17 protein-coding genes are annotated in these 18,050 nt (G+C 69.8%); 10 read left to right on the top strand and 7 right to left on the bottom strand.

Features of this window, described 5'->3' with window-relative positions; all coding sequences use genetic code 11:
- Nucleotides 1-57 precede the first annotated feature (57 nt).
- Nucleotides 58-1,803 carry a glycosyl hydrolase family 28-related protein gene (locus C6Y14_RS05060; RefSeq protein ID WP_107015290.1) on the top strand — a complete coding sequence of 582 codons (1,746 nt, stop codon included), beginning with the start codon at nucleotides 58-60 and terminating at the stop codon, nucleotides 1,801-1,803.
- A 3-nt stretch (nucleotides 1,804-1,806) separates the two neighbouring features.
- Here C6Y14_RS05060 and C6Y14_RS05065 read toward each other — a convergent pair whose 3' ends face one another.
- Entirely contained in the window at nucleotides 1,807-2,604 is a 798-nt protein-coding gene (locus C6Y14_RS05065) for a helix-turn-helix transcriptional regulator (protein WP_107015291.1), read from the bottom strand.
- A 76-nt stretch (nucleotides 2,605-2,680) separates the two neighbouring features.
- Between C6Y14_RS05065 and C6Y14_RS05070 the strand changes: the two genes are divergently transcribed.
- Entirely contained in the window at nucleotides 2,681-3,166 is a 486-nt protein-coding gene (locus C6Y14_RS05070) for a DUF2000 domain-containing protein (RefSeq protein ID WP_107015292.1), read from the top strand.
- Between the two features lie 32 nt (nucleotides 3,167-3,198).
- On the opposite strand, the gene C6Y14_RS05075 is transcribed toward C6Y14_RS05070, so the two are convergent.
- Nucleotides 3,199-4,593 (bottom strand): MDR family MFS transporter, encoded by a 1,395-nt coding sequence (locus C6Y14_RS05075; protein WP_107015293.1) that lies wholly within the window; start codon nucleotides 4,591-4,593, stop codon nucleotides 3,199-3,201.
- A 356-nt stretch (nucleotides 4,594-4,949) separates the two neighbouring features.
- Between C6Y14_RS05075 and C6Y14_RS05080 the strand changes: the two genes are divergently transcribed.
- Nucleotides 4,950-5,711, top strand: a complete 762-nt coding sequence (locus C6Y14_RS05080; protein ID WP_107015294.1) for a phosphoglyceromutase — start codon at nucleotides 4,950-4,952, stop codon at nucleotides 5,709-5,711.
- A 1,041-nt stretch (nucleotides 5,712-6,752) separates the two neighbouring features.
- Nucleotides 6,753-7,205, top strand: coding sequence for a hypothetical protein (locus C6Y14_RS05085; RefSeq protein ID WP_107015295.1), 453 nt, complete (start codon nucleotides 6,753-6,755; stop codon nucleotides 7,203-7,205).
- 265 nt (nucleotides 7,206-7,470) lie between these two features.
- On the opposite strand, the gene C6Y14_RS05090 is transcribed toward C6Y14_RS05085, so the two are convergent.
- Complete coding sequence (locus C6Y14_RS05090) at nucleotides 7,471-8,028, bottom strand: ATP-binding protein (protein ID WP_107015296.1); 558 nt, start codon at nucleotides 8,026-8,028, stop codon at nucleotides 7,471-7,473.
- A 36-nt stretch (nucleotides 8,029-8,064) separates the two neighbouring features.
- A complete protein-coding gene (locus tag C6Y14_RS05095) occupies nucleotides 8,065-8,661 on the bottom strand; it encodes an HAD domain-containing protein (protein ID WP_107015297.1) in 597 nt (198 codons plus the stop codon).
- Nucleotides 8,662-8,828: 167 nt separating this feature from the next.
- On the opposite strand from C6Y14_RS05095, the gene C6Y14_RS05100 reads away from it, so the two are divergent.
- Nucleotides 8,829-10,853, top strand: coding sequence for a cell wall-binding repeat-containing protein (locus tag C6Y14_RS05100; RefSeq protein ID WP_107015298.1), 2,025 nt, complete (start codon nucleotides 8,829-8,831; stop codon nucleotides 10,851-10,853).
- A 115-nt stretch (nucleotides 10,854-10,968) separates the two neighbouring features.
- Here the strand turns inward: C6Y14_RS05100 and C6Y14_RS44460 are convergent, their stop codons facing one another.
- Together C6Y14_RS44460 and phoU are read right to left on the bottom strand one after the other, a co-directional pair.
- Complete coding sequence (locus tag C6Y14_RS44460) at nucleotides 10,969-11,121, bottom strand: hypothetical protein (protein WP_188113919.1); 153 nt, start codon at nucleotides 11,119-11,121, stop codon at nucleotides 10,969-10,971.
- A gap of 141 nt (nucleotides 11,122-11,262) precedes the next feature.
- Nucleotides 11,263-11,940 carry a phosphate signaling complex protein PhoU gene (gene phoU, locus C6Y14_RS05105; RefSeq protein WP_107015299.1) on the bottom strand — a complete coding sequence of 226 codons (678 nt, stop codon included), beginning with the start codon at nucleotides 11,938-11,940 and terminating at the stop codon, nucleotides 11,263-11,265.
- Between the two features lie 288 nt (nucleotides 11,941-12,228).
- Between phoU and C6Y14_RS05110 the strand changes: the two genes are divergently transcribed.
- Both C6Y14_RS05110 and C6Y14_RS05115 read left to right on the top strand, forming a co-directional pair.
- Nucleotides 12,229-13,506, top strand: a complete 1,278-nt coding sequence (locus C6Y14_RS05110) for a sensor histidine kinase (RefSeq protein WP_107015300.1) — start codon at nucleotides 12,229-12,231, stop codon at nucleotides 13,504-13,506.
- The gene (locus C6Y14_RS05115; protein WP_107015301.1) at nucleotides 13,503-14,183 is read left to right on the top strand and encodes a response regulator transcription factor; all 681 of its coding nucleotides are present in this window, start codon (nucleotides 13,503-13,505) and stop codon (nucleotides 14,181-14,183) included. Before C6Y14_RS05110 ends, C6Y14_RS05115 begins: the two co-directional genes overlap by 4 nt.
- Before the next feature lie 165 nt (nucleotides 14,184-14,348).
- Here the strand turns inward: C6Y14_RS05115 and C6Y14_RS05120 are convergent, their stop codons facing one another.
- Nucleotides 14,349-15,053 carry a copper chaperone PCu(A)C gene (locus tag C6Y14_RS05120; protein WP_107015302.1) on the bottom strand — a complete coding sequence of 235 codons (705 nt, stop codon included), beginning with the start codon at nucleotides 15,051-15,053 and terminating at the stop codon, nucleotides 14,349-14,351.
- 723 nt (nucleotides 15,054-15,776) lie between these two features.
- Between C6Y14_RS05120 and C6Y14_RS05130 the strand changes: the two genes are divergently transcribed.
- The 3 genes from C6Y14_RS05130 to ispF all read left to right on the top strand — a co-directional run bounded on the left by C6Y14_RS05130 (nucleotide 15,777) and on the right by ispF (nucleotide 17,914).
- Nucleotides 15,777-16,259, top strand: coding sequence for a CarD family transcriptional regulator (locus tag C6Y14_RS05130; protein ID WP_003953493.1), 483 nt, complete (start codon nucleotides 15,777-15,779; stop codon nucleotides 16,257-16,259).
- A gap of 382 nt (nucleotides 16,260-16,641) precedes the next feature.
- The gene (gene ispD / locus C6Y14_RS05140) at nucleotides 16,642-17,394 is read left to right on the top strand and encodes a 2-C-methyl-D-erythritol 4-phosphate cytidylyltransferase (protein ID WP_107015303.1); all 753 of its coding nucleotides are present in this window, start codon (nucleotides 16,642-16,644) and stop codon (nucleotides 17,392-17,394) included.
- Nucleotides 17,384-17,914 (top strand): 2-C-methyl-D-erythritol 2,4-cyclodiphosphate synthase, encoded by a 531-nt coding sequence (gene ispF, locus C6Y14_RS05145; RefSeq protein WP_107015304.1) that lies wholly within the window; start codon nucleotides 17,384-17,386, stop codon nucleotides 17,912-17,914. Before ispD ends, ispF begins: the two co-directional genes overlap by 11 nt.
- Nucleotides 17,915-18,050: the final 136 nt, after the last annotated feature.

The raw sequence follows: 18,050 nt of genomic DNA on the forward strand, positions 1-18,050 counted from the left end.
GCACATCTGAACGTTGTTCACATCCATGGAATCCCCTCCTTGGAAGGCGGTTCGGGCATGAGCGACCGTGGCGCGGCGGACACCCAGCGGGCCCTCACCAGACGGGCCCTGCTCGGCAGCGCGACAGCCGTGGCGGCGGTGGCCGTGGTGGGCGCACCGGCGACAGCCACCGCCGCAGCGACAGCAGCCGGGGCCGCGGCCCCCCGGCCGAGCCGCGCACAGGTGCCGGCCCTCTGGCGCGAGCTGACCCGCACCCCCTACACGCACCCGCAGATCCCGTACATCGGCAGAGCCGGCCGGCGCGCCGGGGCGGTGCGCTTCCCCCGCCGCCCCGGCGCCGCCGTCGTGGCCGACGTCCGCGCGTACGGCGCCACGGCGGACGGCTCGGCCGACTCCGCCCCCGCGATCAACCGTGCCATCGCCGCTGCCGGAAGGGCCGGCGGTGGCACGGTACTCATCCCGCCCGGCACCTACCGCCTCGACGGCCTGATCCACATCGGCCACTCGAACGTCGTCCTGCGCGGCGCCGGCAGCACCCGTACGACACTCCGCGCGACCCGGAACCTCACCGAGCTGATCGGTGTCTACGGGTCGCGGTACGGCGGCGACAAGTCGTCCTGGTCCTGGGCGGGCGGCCTCATCTGGCTCTGCCCCACGGACCGCTTCACCGCCCTGACGGACGCCATCCGGGCCAAGGAGTGGCCCTTCGAGGGCTGGACGGGCAACAAGCGGGACGAGTGGCGGACGCTGACCACGGTCCAACCGGCCCGCCGGGGCTCCTGGACGGTGACCGTCGCGGACCCGGCCGGACTCGCCCCCGGAGACCTGGTCCTCCTACGCCTCGCGGACGACCCCGCCCACACCCTCCTGGAACACATGGCGGGCGACGGCGCGGGCCCGGAGGCATACGTCTGGAACGACAAGACAAAATTGACCAGTTACGTCCCGTACGAGTGGCCCGTACGCATCACGCGCGTGCGGGGCGGAAAGGTCACCCTGGAGCGGCCCCTCCCGCTCGACGTGCGCCCGGAGTGGGACCCGCGTCTGACCACCCATGTGAAGGCGCTGACCGGATCCGGGGTGGAGGGCCTCACCCTGGAGGCCGTCGAGACCCCGCAGGCCCCGCATCTGCTGGACAAGGGGTTCAACGGCGTCACCTTCCAGTGCGCGTACGACTGCTGGGCCGACGACATCGTCGTACGGCACATGGACAATGGCTTCGGGCTGGTCGCCGCCTCCGCCTGCACCCTGCGGAACACCAGAGTCACGGGGCGCGGCACGCACCACCCGTACTTCTGCCGCGAGGGCTCGCACGACAACCTCGTCGACCGCTTCACCATCGAGGAGCGCACGACCCCCGCCCCCGCGAACACCCAGCTCCACGGCATCAACGTGGAGGGTCTTTCCTCGTACAACGTCTGGTCGCGCGGGGACATGCGCATGGGCACCTTCGACTCGCATCGCGGCATGCCCTTCGCGAACGTCCGTACCGACATCACGGTCGTCAACAACGGCCGCCACGGCGGGGACGCCAGCGCGGGGCCCCTCTTCGGAGCCCGCTTCACCCACTGGAACATCCGCGTCACCAACGGCCGCGCCGGCCTGATGAAAATCGACGGCCTGGCCCCGTACAGCGCGACCGTCGGCATCAACGAGGTGACGGAGTTCGACCAGATCGACGTACCCGACTTCACGGGGCCGCTGCACTCCCGCCTGGAGCTGTACGGGACGACGGACGCGGTACGCCCGCGGAACCTGTACGACGCCCAGCGCGACCTCCAGGGCGAGATCTTCAGCCCGTGACTCTCAGCGCGAGCTGTCGCGGTAGCGGCCGGGTGCCACTCCGACCAGCCGCTTGAAGTGGCGGTTCAGGTGCGACTGGTCGTAGAAGCCGGTCTCCGCGGCCACCTCGCCGGGTGCGCGGCCCGCCAGCAGCAGGCGGCGGGCCTGCTCCACCCGGCGTGACATCAGGTACTGGTGCGGCGGTATCCCGTACGCGCCGCTGAACGCCCGCACCAGATGGGCGGGGTGCGCGTGCACGAGCCCGGCGGCCTCCTGGAGGGTGACGCCCTGGAGGAGGCGTTCGTCGAGCAGTTCGCGCAGCCGGTGGGCGAGCGGGTGGTCGGCGTCCCGGCCGTCCTTGACGAGCGCGGGCCGCAGATGGCCGCGCAGCCGCTCGCCGATCAGGGTCAGCCTGCTCTCCGCCTCCAGCTCGTCGCCGGGGTGGGCGAGGGCCGTGTGCAGCTGCCCGACCCGCCGCCGCAGCACCGGATCGAGGAAGTCGGGGGTGTCCACGGCCGGTCCGATGTACGTCTCGTCGAGGCGGCTGAGATCCAGGTACAGGACCCGCTTGCGGAAGCCGTCCTCGGTGATCGGCGACCCGTTGTGCGGCACGTGCGGCGGAAGCAGCGAGACCGTGCCGTCCGGGGTGCCGTGCTCGTGCCGGTCGAGGTCGTAGCGCACCGCGCCCGCGTCGACGAGCAGCAGGGTCCACGCGTCGTGCACGTGCATCGGATACGCGTACTCCGTGAAGTGGGCGTGGAAGACCTCCACGACACCCGGCACGCTGGGGCGCCAGGCGGAGACCTCACGCCGGACCACCATGCAAACAACGTACAAGACAGGTGCGTACGCGGCTCGGCAGTCTCGAAGCATGAGCAGTGAGAGCAGTGAGAGCAGTATGAGCAGTGAGACCAGCGAGACCAGTGGCATCAGTGATACCCCTGAATACAGCCTGGGCCCCGCCCCGGCCCCCGTCCGTTTCGACACCAAGATCGCCGTCCTGCTGCGCGAGGACCTGGAGCCGTGGCAGCGGCTGAACGTGACCGCGTTCCTGGTCAGCGGCCTGGGCCCGGCGGTCCCCGAGGTGGTCGGCGAGCCGTACGAGGACGCGGACGGCGTCGGCTACCTGCCGATGTTCCGCCAGCCGGTCCTGGTCTTCGAGGGTACGAAGGAGACGCTGAAGGCGGCCCACGGCAAGGCCCTGTCCCGCGCCCTGCCCCGCGCGCTGTTCACCGCGGACCTGTTCGGCACGGGCAACGACCGCGACAACCGGGCGGCGGTACGGGCCGTACCGACCGCGGACCTCGACGTGGTCGGCCTCGCGGTGTACGGGCCGCGCAACGCGGTGGACAAGGTGGTGAAGGGGGCCCGGATGCACCACTGAGGTGCGGCGGTGCCGCGCGTTGCCACGGGGCGCTAGCCGGTGCTGACCTCAGGCTTTTCGGCAGCGGGCCGGGGCTGGGCCGGCGACTGGACCGGCGACCGGGGGAGCGGCAGGGGCTCGGGTCGGGCCTCGGACCGGTTCTCGGATCGGGCCTCGGATCGGGTCTCGGGCCGGGTCTCGGACCGGGCCTCGGGCCGGGGTGATTCAGCGGCTACGGGCTCCTCGTCCGGGAGCTTGCGCATGAGCAGCCCGTATCCCAGTCCGGCCACCGTGCCGACGGCCGCGCACAAGCCCCACAGCCACGCGGCCCCGTACCGGTCGATGACGACTCCGGCCATCAGGGGGGCGACGAGCGCGGCGACGGACCAGGACATCGTGTACATGCCCTGGTACCGGCCGCGGCCGTGGGTGGGGGAGAGGCGGACGACGAGGCCGGTCTGGGTGGGCGCGTTCACGATCTCGGCGAGGGTCCAGACGCAGATGGTGAGCGCGAAGGCGGCGACGGAGCCCGCGAAGGCGGTGAGCCCGAACCCGTACCCGGCGAGGAGGGACGACACGACGAGAAGCCGTTTCGGGTCCCGGTGCTGGATGAAACGGGTGACGGGGAGCTGGAGCACGACGATGAGGACGCCGTTGACCGCGATCACCAGGCCGTAGTCGGCGGGCGTGAACCCGGCCTGGCCCATCGCCACCGGCAGACCCACGAACCCCTGCTGGAAGACGAGCGCGACGAGGAACGACAGCCCGACGACGCTCATGAAACGCCCGTCGCGCAGAACCGTCCCCAGACCCACCTCGGGCTCGCCGGCCCTCTTGGGGGCCGGCTCGGGCCGCGACTCGGGCAGCTTCACGAAGACGACGATCGCGCAGACCATCGTCATCCCGGCCTCGATGAGGAAACCGGCGAGATAACTGACCTCAGCGATGAACCCGGCCGCCGTGGACGAGACGGCGAAGCCCAGGTTGATCGCCCAGTAGTTGAGCGAGAAGGCCCGCACCCGGTCCTCGGGCCTGACGATGTCGCCCATCATCGCCTGCACGGCGGGGCGGGAGGCGTTGCTGGCCATGCCGACGAGGAAGGCGACGGCGGCGATGGCCACCGGGTGGTGCATGAAGCCGAGCAGCGCGACGGAGAGGGCGGTGGACGCCTGGGCGATGAGGAGCGTGGGCCGCCGCCCGAGCCGGTCCGTCATCACGCCCGCACCGAGGGACGAGATCACTCCGCCGAGCCCGTGGAGCGAGGCGACGAGTCCGGCGTACGAGGCGGAGTAGCCGCGGTCCAGCGTGAGGTACAGGGCCATGAAGGTGGCGACGAAGGCGCCGAGCCGGTTGACGAGCGTGCTGGTCCACAGCCACCAGAACTCACGGGGGAGCCCGGAGAGGGTCTCGCGCGCGACACGTCTCACGCTCAGGGACGTGAACGGCATGGAGGACCCCCAGGTTCTGCTGAACACAGCTCTTGTACGTGGTGTGAGCGGCGCGGCGCAAATTAGGCGATGTAAGTGGCGCACGCGGCAAGCACAAATTACGAGGCCGGGCCGGACGGCGGCCACTCAATTAACAGAAGTCGTCAAGTGGCGGGGGAGGAGGCCGACGGGTACCCACGAAATCAGAACTCCAGGAGCTTCGTGATCCAGGAGCTTCGGAGGCCAGGGGGACAGGGGTCCAGGAGCTCCGGGTGTCCGGGCGTCCGGGTGTCCGGGCGTCCGGGTTCCGGGTATCCAGGTGTCCGGGTTCCGGGCGGGCGAGCGGCCGATCGGGGGCGTCGATTACGCTCGGGGCCATGGCCGACGCACCGTACAAGCTGATCCTCCTCCGCCACGGCGAGAGCGAATGGAACGCGAAGAACCTGTTCACCGGCTGGGTGGACGTCAACCTCAACGAGAAGGGCGAGAAGGAGGCAGTACGCGGCGGTGAGCTGCTCAAGGACGCCGGCCTGCTGCCCGACGTCGTCCACACCTCGCTCCAGAAGCGCGCGATCCGCACGGCGCAGCTCTCCCTCGAATCGGCGGACCGTCACTGGATCCCGGTCCACCGCAGCTGGCGCCTGAACGAGCGGCACTACGGCGCGCTGCAGGGCAAGGACAAGGCGCAGACCCTCGCGGAGTTCGGCGAGGAGCAGTTCATGCTGTGGCGCCGCTCGTACGACACGCCGCCGCCCCCGCTTGAGGACGGCACGGAGTTCTCGCAGTCGGACGACCCGCGCTACGCGACGATCCCGCCGGAGCTGCGCCCGCGCACGGAGTGCCTGAAGGACGTCGTCGTCCGCATGCTGCCGTACTGGTACGACGGCATCGTCCCGGACCTCCTGGCCGGCCGCACGGTCCTGGTGGCCGCCCACGGCAACTCCCTCCGCGCCCTCGTCAAGCACCTCGACGGCGTCTCGGACGCGGACATCGCGGGCCTGAACATCCCGACGGGCATCCCGCTCGCATACGAACTGGACGCATCCTTCAAGCCGCTGAACCCGGGCGGCACATACCTGGACCCGGCGGCGGCCGCGGCGGCGATCGAGGCTGTGAAGAACCAGGGCAAGAAGAAGTAAGCACGTACGGACAGGCCCCCTAGCTGCGGGTTCTCCGCTGGTAGGGGGCTTTCTGTTGTGTCTGGACCGTCCTTGGACCGTCTCTGCGTCGTCCATGGGTCGTCCCCGGGGAAGTCAGGTGCGACGACGCCAGCGGCGGATGCGGAGGTCGAGGACGGTCAGCAGCGTCACTGGCGGCAACTTCGGGGCGGGCATCGAAGTGTCAGTCTCGTGGCACCACCGTTCGTCTACGATGCCGTACGCGAGGCCTACGACCCTCTGAGAGCGCAACGAGTTGCGATCGCCACGACTGCCGCTGAGGTAGCTGACGACTCTGTCGAGTGGCAGGCGCTCCACACCCCGTACGACACCGCCTTACGGCATCTCCGCGCCACCATGCGGGATTCCCTCGGGCCTGGCTTTGAGTGAGTCTGCACTGTGAAGTCATGAGGGGCTCGCTGCTCGCCGAGCGCCTGCCCCAGGGGCCCGGACGGTGGGCGGTGGCCCGCTCCGCCAGGGCACTCATGACCGGTTGCACCGCTCCTCTCTCAACCCTCTGACGGCTACCGTGGAACGGTCGAGGGGCGCACCATGGCTGATCAGCGCATGTGTTGCGGCGCAGTGCACGGCGAAAACCCGGGGTGGCCATGAGCGGGGACGGGCCGCAGGATGGTGACGGCGGTTTCGAGAAGCCGTCCGGTCCGGAATCGGTTCGGGAGGATCGCATACCCGACCCGAACTCTTCCGATCCGAAAGATCGCGACCCGAACGCTTCCGATCCTGATGAGTCTGAGGCGGACGGCGGCTGTTGCTCGTGTTTTTCGTGTCTGAGCTGCCTCCTCATCGTCATCGTCTTTTCGATCATGACCTCGCCTTCGGCCCAACAGCCCCGTGTATGGCTTTTCGGTGACGTCTTCGAATGGCTCACGAGGTGAGAAGGTCCTGATCCCCGTGATGAGTCCGTCGGTCGCAGTACGGCTACTCACGGCTACTCACGGCTTCGTACGGCTCGACAGCCTTGCGGAGCGGGGTGTGTCAGTGCCGGGAGCTACTGTCCTGGGCATGGCCATCAGACCATCCACATCCTGGCGCGCGCGTGTCGACGGCGAGGCAAGGGAACTTGCTTCCGGGGCGCGTGACCCGAGCGACGCCTTCATGTCCCAGCTCTTCCCCGAATCCCTGCTGTCCGCGACGGATGAGGCGCTGGGCGCGTTCGAGTCCGATGTGCGGGGGCTGATCGAGGACAGGGGCAGGGACAAGGAGAGTGGGGACGAGGAGAGTAAGGACAACGGCAGGGACGGTGAGCGGGTCTTTGGGGCGATCGAGCGTGTCGTCCTGGTGTTGAACGGCATCAACGACGGTCACGGCGGCGCCGGTTACGAGACCCAGGAGCGGGAGGAGTTGTGCCTGTACATCGATCAGACCCTGACCGAGCACGGCATCGACGTCCCGGCCCTGGCAGCGGGGCGAGGCATCGGGCGTGCCGAGATCACTGACGACTGGCGGGACTGGTAGCCGTCTGCAGAGACGGTTGGGGGGGGACTGCAGGGGAGCCCGCGGGGGAGGCGCCGGGGTCAGCGGCGGCTGCGGGTCTTGTACCGGTGGGCCGCCCAGCCTTCGATGACCATGATTCCGGCGAGGACCGCGCACTTGAGCCAGCCGTACGGAGGGTCGCGCAACTGGCCGATCAGTCACAGGCACGCCGTGCGGATCGCCCCGTGGCTGATCGCGCACCTGTTCGCCTCGCCCGCACACAGCCCGACGGGCACGTCTTGTCTCCCTACGGACAGTTGACGGGAGAGCCGACGGGACAGCTGACGGCTTTTGCGATCCGCGCGGCGGCCTCCGCAGGTGTGAGGTGCGTCGTGTCGATGACCTCGGCCTCGGCGTGCAGCCACGTGCGGGCCGCCTCGGCGTAGGGCTCAAGGTACTGGAGGCGGAACGGGGAGTCGGGGCCGAGAACGGTGTCGCCCGCGATGCGTCCGCGCAGGGTGTCCTGGTCGGCGTGGAGCACGAAATGCCGTACGGGGATGGCGTGTTGGGCCAGGCCCGCGCTGATCTCGCGCCAGTACTGCTCCACCAGCACGGTCATGGGCATCACCAGAACGCCGCCCGCGTAGTCCAGTACCCGGCGCGCGGTCTCGACGACGAGCGGCCGCCATGGCGGCCAGTGCTGGAAGTTGTCCGCCCCGGGCCCTGGCAGCCCAGGGGTGATGTCCATGAGCGTCTCGCCGACCTTCTCCGCGTCGAACACCCGCGAATCCGGGATCAGTTGCTGCACAAGCACGCTGGTCGTCGTCTTGCCCGCGCCATGCGTGCCGTTGAGCCATACGATCATGGCCTCAACGCTAGTGCCCAGTAGGCCGGTTACGCCTTAGGTACGGCGGTACGGCGGTACGGCGGTACGGCGGTATAGCGGTACGGCAGTACGGATCCAGTCCGTGAGCGCCGCGAAGTCCGCGTCGCCCAGGCCCTCGCCCGGGTCGACACGGTGAAGCAACGACGGCTCCCGCCGTTGCGCGTCGACCCATAGGCGGTCCATGGCGCCGATCTCGTCGTCGACCCAGATGAACGGGCGGCGGCCGGCCCAGTCGACGATGTGCCTGGTCTTCCAGTGCAGACCGTGCAGACCGTGCAGACCGCGCGGACCCTCGTCGGCGGCCGTGGGCGAGGACGCGTCGGCGGACGCGTCCGGCCACCTCACCACGGGCAGCACCGGCAGCCCGATCCGTGGGGCGACCACCTCGTTCGCGTCGTCCAGCCAGGTCGTCGCCCACACCAGCTCGCATCCCAGCGCCAGGAGGCGCGGCCCGACGGTGGGGTCGAGCCGTCCGAGCAGCGGGTTCCCCGGGGGATTCCCCGAGGGAGGGGGAGCAGGGGAACCGCCGTCGGTCGACCGGCCGAACGGAATGAGTGGTCCGTCGACGTCGAGGAAGAGGACGGGACGCCCCTCCTCGCAACGGTCGTTCAAAGGTGTTCCTTTCTGATCATGTGTGCCGCTACAGTGACCCAGCTGTCGTGGAGAACGTGAGGTGTCCGTTCCACGTCGGGGAGGCGAACGGCAGCCCTTTTCAGTTCTTTTGTCCATGCCTTGCCGTCGTTGCGGCATCGCAGTTGTCATCATTCTTGTGGGGGCACATGAAGATTCACAGACGCCGCGTGCTCGCGGCACTGGGCACCGTCGTCGCCGTGGCCGCGGGCATGGCGACCGTCACGCCCGGCGCGGTCGCGGCGGAACCCGTCACCTGGCAGGCCGCCGACGGCAAGCTGACGTTCGTCAACGGCGCCCGTAACGTCATCCAGACGCAGGAACCCGGCAGCAGCACCTACACGGACTTCCTCGCCGACGCCCGCCAGCCGGCCTGGTCGCCCGACGGCAGCCGGGTCGCGTACGTGAAGAACAACCGGGTCGAGACCCGCCGCTACACCGGATCCACCCTGGTCAAGATCCAGGAGCAGGGCTCGATGACCAGCGTCGGCCACCCGACGTTCCTGGGTTCGGGGGAGACGGTCGTGTACTCCGGCGGCGGTCGCCTCCGGTACGCGTCCTCGGACGGCTCCCGCTACGCCCAGCCGCTGTTCTCCACCGCGGAGGACGGCTGCGACCGCCAGCCCAGCGGGTCCGTCAACGGCCTGGTCGCCTTCGTCCGCACCGGCGACACCTGCGGATCGCCGACCGGCTCGGCCATCTGGCTCTGGGAGAACGCCACCGGCGGCTTCACGAAGCTGGCCGACTCCGGCACGAACCCCGCGATCTCGCCCGACGGCACCCAGGTCGCCTTCGTACGCGAGGCGGACGGCCAGAGCAGGCTCTTCGTCGTCAACACCGACGGCACCGGAGAGCGCCAGCTCAGCTTCACCGACGCCGCGTACGCTCCGGCCTGGTCGCCCACCGGCAACCGGATCGTCGTCACCAACGGCACCGACGAGGACGTGGCCATCCCGCGCATCGTCGACGTCGCCACCGGTGACGTCACCAAGGTGGCGCTGCCGCCGGGTACGTCCTCGGCCCTCGACCCCGCCTGGCAGCCGCTGCGCAGCCAGAGCGTGGGCCGGGTCTGGGGTGCCGACTCGTACGCCACGAACGTCGCCGCGTCCCGCTGGACCTGGAACACGACCGGCCAGAGCGAGCCCGGCCTGATCGACGCGAAGACCGCCGTCCTCATCAGCAAGGACAGCCCGTCCTACGCCCTGACCGGGCAGACCCTCGCCGGCCAGAAGCTGGGCCCCCTGCTGATGACGTCGAAGACCTCGGTGTCGGCCGGCGTCCAGAACGAGCTGAAGCGCGCGCTGAAGCCCGGCGCCACGGTCTACCTCGTCGGCGGCACGGACATCCTGTCCAGCGCGGTCGCCACCAAGGTCAGCTCGCTCGGCTTCACCCCGAAGCGGCTGTCCGGCACCTCGCGCTACTCCACCTCCGTGGCAGTCGCGAAGGCCGTCACCAGCTCTCCGGAGTACGTGTTCATCGCCACCGGCACCGACTACCACTCGGCGATCGCGGCCTCCGCCGCGGCCGGGGCCCTCGGCGCGGGCGGCAAGGGCACGGTCGTCCTCAACGAGGGCAACACGCTCTCGTCGTCGGTGAAGTCGTACCTCAACTCGATCGACCCCGACCAGACCCTGGTCGTCCCGGTCGGCACCTCGGCGAAGTACGCGCTCACGCACACGGCCTTCTCCAACTGGCCCGGCACCTACTCGTACTACCCGATCAGCGGCAGCGGCCACGACGGTACGTCGGCCGAGCTGGCGCGGTTCTGGTGGAGCTCCCCGTACCAGGTCGGCCTCGCCTGGACGGACAGCTGGCGCGGTGGCGTCTCCGCGAGCACCGGCATGCTGCACTACGGCCCGGTCCTGTGGACCGACGAGACGACCCTGTCGGAGACGAGCGCCACCTACCTGCGTCAGCAGGCGGCCGGCGTCAACTCCGTCATCGCCTTCGGTGGCACCGGCTCGGTCTCCGCGGCCGAGCTGACCGCGGCGGGCTCCGCCATCAGCGCGGGCAGCTCGCTGGTGCAGTACCGGCCGTACTACAACGGCCTCACCCCGGCGCAGGCGACCGCGCGCTCGGCAGCCCCCGGCGCCGTGAGCGACACCGCGCAGCGGGCGACCGGTATCGCGGCCCCGCAGCCGAACCTGGACGCGGTGCGCACCACCAACCGGTAGCCGCCGCCCGTCGGCGCATGAACCGATGAACGAACGGAAGGGCCCCGCACCTGAAGCGGGGCCCTTCCGCGTTCACCTGGCACGCCGCGCGTTCACCTGGCACACCGCAGGCGCGTCAGCCGCACTGACAGGGATTGCCGGACTGGCACCCGCATCCGCAGCCCGAGCCGCAGCCGCAGGCGCCGAAGAGCGGCAGGCTCTTGATCTCGACGGGCTGCTGCGTCTCGCGCTCCTGGGTCGGGTCGGGCGTGGTGGGGGAATCGGCCATGGGTCCCTCCTCGAAGGCTTGTGCCTACTCCCATTGCATTCCCCCGAGGCCGGGCGCATCAACGGCGCACAGAGGCTTTCGCGCCCCTGCCCGCACCCGATGCGCCCCCTCGCAACCAGATCCCACCCGGTTGCCGCAGGCCTACGCGCCCTCGACCTGCGGAGCAGTCTGCAGCTCGTCGGCGTGCTCGCCCGTCACCAGGTACACCACACGGTTCGCCACCGACACCGCGTGGTCCGCGAAACGCTCGTAGTAGCGGCCCAGCAGCGTCACGTCCACGGCGGTCTCGATGCCGTGCTTCCAGCGGTCGTCCAGGAGGTGCTGGAAGAGCGTGCGGTGGAGGAGGTCCATCGCGTCGTCGTCCTGCTCCAGCTGGAGGGCGAGGTCGACGTCCTTGGTGATGATGACCTCGGCCGCCTTCGCCATCAGCCGCTGCGCGAGCTGGCCCATCTCCAGGATCGTGGCGTGCAGGTCCTGCGGAATGGCACGGTCCGGGAAGCGCAGCCGCGCCAGCTTCGCCACGTGCTGGGCGAGGTCGCCGGAGCGCTCCAGGTCGGCCGACATACGGAGCGAGGTGACGACGATCCGCAGGTCCGTGGCCACGGGCTGCTGCCGGGCCAGCAGGGTTATCGCCCGTGCCTCAAGGTCGTGCTGGAGATCGTCGACCTTCTGGTCGGCCGCGATCACGCTCTCCGCCAGCTTCAGATCGGAGTCGAGGATCGCCGTGGTGGCGCGACCGATGGCCGAGCCGACGAGGCGGGCCATCTCGACCAGGCCCTCGCCGATCGAGTCAAGTTCCTCGTGGTACGCGTCCCGCATCTGGATGTCCCTTTCCTACGTCTGCTTCGGAGGTTCACTGGGGCTCGTGAACCCCACGTTCCCACGCTCCGGCCTGAACGCGTCGGTTTACGTCCCCTCAAATGAACCATCACCGGCACCCAGGTGAATTCTGGGCGACGTCACCTCTTCCCGCAGGTGGGAAGGGTGCGCGGCCCGGTCGTAAGAAGTGAACCAGCAGGGTCTCCAGGGTGAACTCTGGGCGACGAGTGTTCGAGTCCACCCTCGGACCGCTGTGACCGGGGCGTACGGCGTGCCTAACCTGGAGCCATGGACGTGAACGCGGCTGTCGCCGCAGCGGCAGCGATCGCCGGTGTACTCACCGGTGCCATCGCCGTGCTGGCGTTCCGCTGGAGTGAGCGGGAACAGAAACGCCCCACCCGCACCTCTCTGCACACCGACCCGGTCCTGCCACCGGGCGTCGACACGGTTCTGTCCGTGCTCCGCTCCTCCGCCGTCGTGCTCGACGAGTCCGACGCCGTGGTCAAGGCCAGCTCGGCCGCGTACGCCCTCGGTCTCGTGCGTGGCGGGAAACTGGCCGTCGAGCCGATGATCCTGATGGCCCGCGACACCCGCAGGGACGGCGAGATACGCCAGGTCGAACTGGACCTGCCCCGGCGCGGCACCGGCCGGGGCGAGGCACTCGCCGTGTCCGCCCGGGTAGCGCCGCTCGGCTCCCGGCTCGTCCTGCTCCTGGTCGAGGACCTCACCGAGGCCCGCCGCATCGAAGCCGTACGACGTGACTTCGTGGCCAATGTCAGCCACGAGCTCAAGACCCCGGTCGGCGCGCTCTCCCTCCTCTCCGAGGCCGTCATGGGCGCCTCGGAGGAACCGGAGGCCGTGGAGCGCTTCGCCGGACGCATGCAGATAGAGGCGACCCGCCTCACCAACCTCGTCCAGGAACTCATCGACCTCTCCCGGGTCCAGAACGACGACCCGCTGGAGGACGCCGAGCCGGTCCGCGTCGACGAGCTGGTCGCCGAGGCGATCGACCGCTGCCGCCACCAGGCCGGCACCAAGCAGATCACCATGGCCGCCGGCGGCACCGCCGACCTGCGTCTGTGGGGCAACCGCGGCCAGCTGGCCGCGGCCCTCGGCAACCTCGTGGAGAACGCCGTCAACTACTCGCCCGCCCGCACCCGGGTCGGCATAGCCGCGCGCAGGGTGACCGCGCCCGGCGGAGACCTCATCGAGATCGCCGTGACCGACCAGGGCATCGGCATCTCCGAGAAGGACAAGGAGCGCGTCTTCGAGCGCTTCTACCGCGTCGACCCGGCCCGTTCCCGCGCAACCGGCGGTACGGGGCTCGGGCTCGCGATCGTCAAGCACGTGGCAGCCTCGCACAGCGGGGAGGTCACGGTGTGGAGCTCCGAGGGTCAGGGCTCCACCTTCACCCTGCGGCTGCCGGAGGCGGGCGCCGCCCGCGACCGCGCGAGCGGCGCCCAGATGCCCGGCCTCGACGAAGACGACGAGACCGGACAGACCGACGGGACGACCACCGTCTCATCCCCGTACGAACCCTTTTCTGCCCCGGAGGTCCACCCGTGACCCGAGTGCTCGTCGTCGAGGACGAGGAGTCCTTCAGCGACGCTCTGTCCTACATGCTTCGCAAAGAGGGCTTCGAGGTCGCCATCGCGGCCACCGGGCCCGACGGTCTCGACGAGTTCGAGCGCAACGGCGCCGACCTCGTCCTGCTCGACCTGATGCTGCCCGGCCTGCCGGGCACCGAGGTGTGCCGTCAGCTGCGCAGCCGTTCGAACGTTCCGGTGATCATGGTCACCGCCAAGGACAGTGAGATCGACAAGGTCGTGGGGCTCGAAATAGGAGCCGACGACTATGTGACCAAGCCCTTCTCGTCGCGGGAGCTGGTCGCCCGCATCCGGGCCGTCCTGCGCCGCCGCGGCGAGCCGGAGGAGGTCAGCGTGGCCGCCCTGGAGGCGGGCCCGGTGCGGATGGACGTCGACCGCCACGTGGTCACCGTCTCCGGCTCCAAGGTCGACCTCCCGCTCAAGGAGTTCGACCTCCTGGAGATGCTGCTGCGCAACGCGGGCCGCGTCCTGACGCGTATGCAGCTCATCGACCGGGTGTGGGGCGCCGACTACGTAGGGGACACCAAGACGCTGGACGTCCACGTGAAGCGCCTGCGGGCGAAGATCGAGCCGGACCCCGGCGCGCCGCGCTACCTGGTGACGGTCCGCGGCCTCGGCTACAAGTTCGAGCCGTAGACCGCACCGGACGGTACGTCCGCACACGACAGTAAGTACGGCGAAGGGCGGGACCCCCGGATGAGGGGTCCCGCCCTTCGTCATGCGTCTTGCGGTACGCGATACGCGTACATCATGCGTACGTACGGGACCTGCCCGTACCGGAGAACGGTGGCTGTGAGCCGCTCAGTGGCCCGCTGCGGACTCCGAGGCATCCGCGCTGGCCGAGGCCGCGTCGGTGGCCTGCGTGCCCGCCTCGCCCGTCTCCTCGGTCTCCTCGGTCTCACCGGCCGCGGATCCGGAGGGCGACGGCGACCCGGTGGCCGTACCGGACTCCGACTCCGCCGCGGAGGGCTCGGTGCTCGGCGCCGCCGCGGCCTCGCTCGGGCCCCATTCGGCGTAGTAGCCGTGGCCGGGTACGACGAACGCTTCCAGCTTCACGTCGCCGGTCTTGCTGAAGGTGAAGGTGACCGGCTGCGCGTCACCGTCCGCGAACGCCTCGCGGCTGCTCTCCAGTACGGCGGAGGCGTTGCCCTTGCCGCCGAGGATCAGCGAGCCGCCGGCCGGGACGGTCAGCTTGCCCGAGCCCTTGGCGGGCTTGAGCTCCGCGGCCTGCCCGATGCCCTCGACCTTGACGGACTCCAGGGTCTGGGCGGTGTCGCCGCTGTTGAACAGGGTGGCGGAGACCGCGGCAGGGCCCGTCGACTCCAGCTCGGCCTGGGTGATGACGACGGCGTTCTGGATCTTGATCTGGCCGACGGTGACGGCCGCGTTGTCCGGCTTGATCTCCAGCGTCTGGGCCTTGTTGCCGGCACCGCACGCGGCGAGCGAGGCGATCGAGAACGCGATGGCGGCGGCGGCGAGGCTGCCGCGTCGAAGGCTGCTGCTCACGGCGGCGGCAACTCCTAGAACGTGGGCGGATCAGGGCAGCTCGTCTGTAAAGCCGCCCTAAGGGTCGGTCAGCGGCCTCAGGTTACCGAGCCGTTCCCGCGCCGCCGCACCCGACCCGCCCCTACGGCTCCCCGACCGCGACCGTTCGCCGCTTCTCCATGCCGCGACTCTCCCGTCCGGCTCTCACGTCACCCGGTGTACTTGCGTGCTGCATGGACTCATCTGCCACGCACTCGTCCGTCTTTCGTCCGTCTTTCACATAAGAACCCTTGCTAAGCCACCGACAAGCCTCCGGGGCGGCCTTGCGGATTTCCCGTAAGGAATGCGTGGCGGCCCGGGAAATTGATCTTCGGTCGATCTTCTGCCGATCTCCGACTCGATCTCGGACCGATCCGATGCCGATCTCCGGCCCGCGTGATCAATTCCGGATTCGTCTCGTACGTGACTCCGCAGGCCGAACGGAGTAGCGGAAGATGGGCCCCCGGAACCCGACAAATCTGGACGATCAGGCACGTGGGCGGGGATCGGGGGTGTTGTAACGTGCGCGTTTCTCCTCGCCGGGAGAGCCGCTCCGACCTGCGAATACCGTCGCCCGCGACCCCTCCGCAGCACGTTCATGTTGGGATTGTCAAGCCCCGAGATATGCCCTGACCTGCGAAAACGCCATTCAGAACACGCGGTTTCCGTGTTACCCTGGATAGCCACGGAAGGGGTACCTGTCACATGACGTTCAAGGTTGGCGACACCGTGGTCTATCCCCATCACGGGGCCGCGCTGATCGAGGCTATCGAAACTCGCCAGATCAAAGGCGTGGACAAGACCTACTTGGTGCTGAAGGTCGCCCAGGGCGACCTGACAGTGCGTGTGCCAGCGGACAATGCGGAGTTCGTCGGCGTACGTGATGTGGTCGGTCAGGACGGGCTGGACCGGGTCTTCGAGGTACTGCGCGCGCCGTACGCCGAGGAGCCCACCAACTGGTCCCGTCGTTACAAGGCAAATCTTGAGAAGCTCGCCTCCGGCGATGTCATCAAGGTGGCGGAGGTAGTCCGTGACCTGTGGCGTCGTGAGCGTGAGCGTGGACTCTCCGCCGGCGAGAAGCGCATGCTCGCCAAGGCCCGCCAGATCCTGGTGAGCGAGCTCGCCCTCGCGGAGAACACGAACGAGGACAAGGCCGAGGCCCTGCTCGACGAGGTCCTCGCGTCCTGACGCCCGTCGCGCTCTGATCGCTTTCTGACCAGAGGCGAAACGAGCGGTTCGGCGCAATGAAATGCCGCGGTGCCCGATGACGTATTCACTGTCGCCGGGCGCTGCGGCATGTTCGTACCCGGGCCTGATTCCACCCGGGGCATGTCCATACCGCATGTCCGTACCGGGAAACCGTGCACACACACTGTGCACACCGTGCACTCGGACGGCCCTCGAAATTCAGGGATCCGATACTCGGAGTGCCGGGCCCGGACAGCTGGCTCGACCATCTTCACGGAAGGGTCCGGTCAGAGCGTCGCGCCCGGCACTCCCCCAGCCCGTCGGCCGGGGTACGCCCAGGCCATACCCACGTCGGCCGAGCATACAAACCTGACAGGAACCGATGTCTGACGATTCGCGCCCCACGCCTCCCGGGGCCCGTACCGCGGCCGTGATTCCGGCCGCAGGCCGAGGCGTGCGCCTCGGCCCGGGCGCTCCCAAAGCGCTTCGCGCGCTGAACGGGACCCCCATGCTGATCCACGCGGTCCGGGCCATGGCCGCGTCGCGTGCCGTCTCCCTGGTCGTCGTCGTGGCGCCGCCCGACGGGGCCGCGGAGGTCAAGACGCTGCTCGACTCGCACGCACTGCCCGAGCGGACCGAGTTCCACGTCGTACCCGGGGGCGACAGCCGCCAGGACTCCGTACGGCTCGGGCTCGAAGCGCTGCCCCCGGGCATCGACATCGTGCTCGTCCACGACGCGGCCCGTCCGCTCGTCCCCGTCGACACGGTCGACGGCGTCATCGAGGCGGTACGCGACGGGGCGCCGGCCGTCGTCCCCGCGCTGCCGCTCACGGACACCGTCAAGCAGGTCGAGCCCGCGGGGACGGCCGGGGAGCCCGAGCCCGTGGTCGCCACCCCGGACCGGGCGCGACTGCGTGCCGTCCAGACCCCGCAGGGCTTCGACCGCGACACCCTCGTACGGGCCCACGCGACGGTCACGGACGACGTCACCGACGACGCGAGCATGGTCGAGCAGCTCGGACTGCGGGTCGTGGTCGTGCCCGGCCACGAGGAGGCGTTCAAGGTGACGCGCCCGCTGGATCTGATCCTCGCCGAGGCGGTTCTGACGCGGCGGAGGCTGAACGATGGCTTCTGAGACGTCTCCGGTGCCGCCGGTTTCGCCGGTGCCCGCCGCACCTCTGCTGCCGCAGGTCGGGATCGGTACCGACATCCACGCCTTCGAAGAGGGCCGTGAGCTGTGGTGCGCCGGCCTGCTGTGGGAGGGCGAGGGGCCCGGTCTCGCGGGCCACTCCGACGCGGACGTCGTCGCGCACGCCGCGTGCAACGCGCTGTTCTCCGCGGCGGGGCTCGGGGATCTGGGGCAGCACTTCGGTACGGGGCGGCCCGAGTGGTCCGGGGCGTCCGGGGTGACGCTGCTGACGGAAGCGGCGCGGATCGTTCGGGCGGCGGGGTTCACGATCGGCAACGTCGCAGTGCAGGTCGTCGGCCCCCGCCCGAAGATCGGTAAGCGCCGGGACGAGGCGCAGGCGGTTCTCTCCGCGGCGGTGGGGGCGCCGGTGTCGGTGTCCGGCGCCACGACCGACGGGCTCGGGTTCGCCGGGCGCGACGAGGGGCTCATGGCGGTGGCTACGGCGTTGGTGGCACGGGTGGGTTGACGCGCTTTTCCTCGCCCCCGCCGCCCCTACCCGTCCCGTCACTGCATGGGGGCTGCGCCCCCTCGCCCCCTTTGTCCTCAAACGCCGGACGGGCTGAAAGATGTCTTTCAGCCCGTCCGGCGTTTGAGGACCGGGG

The sequence above is a fragment of the Streptomyces dioscori genome, from assembly GCF_003024195.1.
GTDB classification, from domain to species: Bacteria; Actinomycetota; Actinomycetes; order Streptomycetales; family Streptomycetaceae; genus Streptomyces; species Streptomyces dioscori.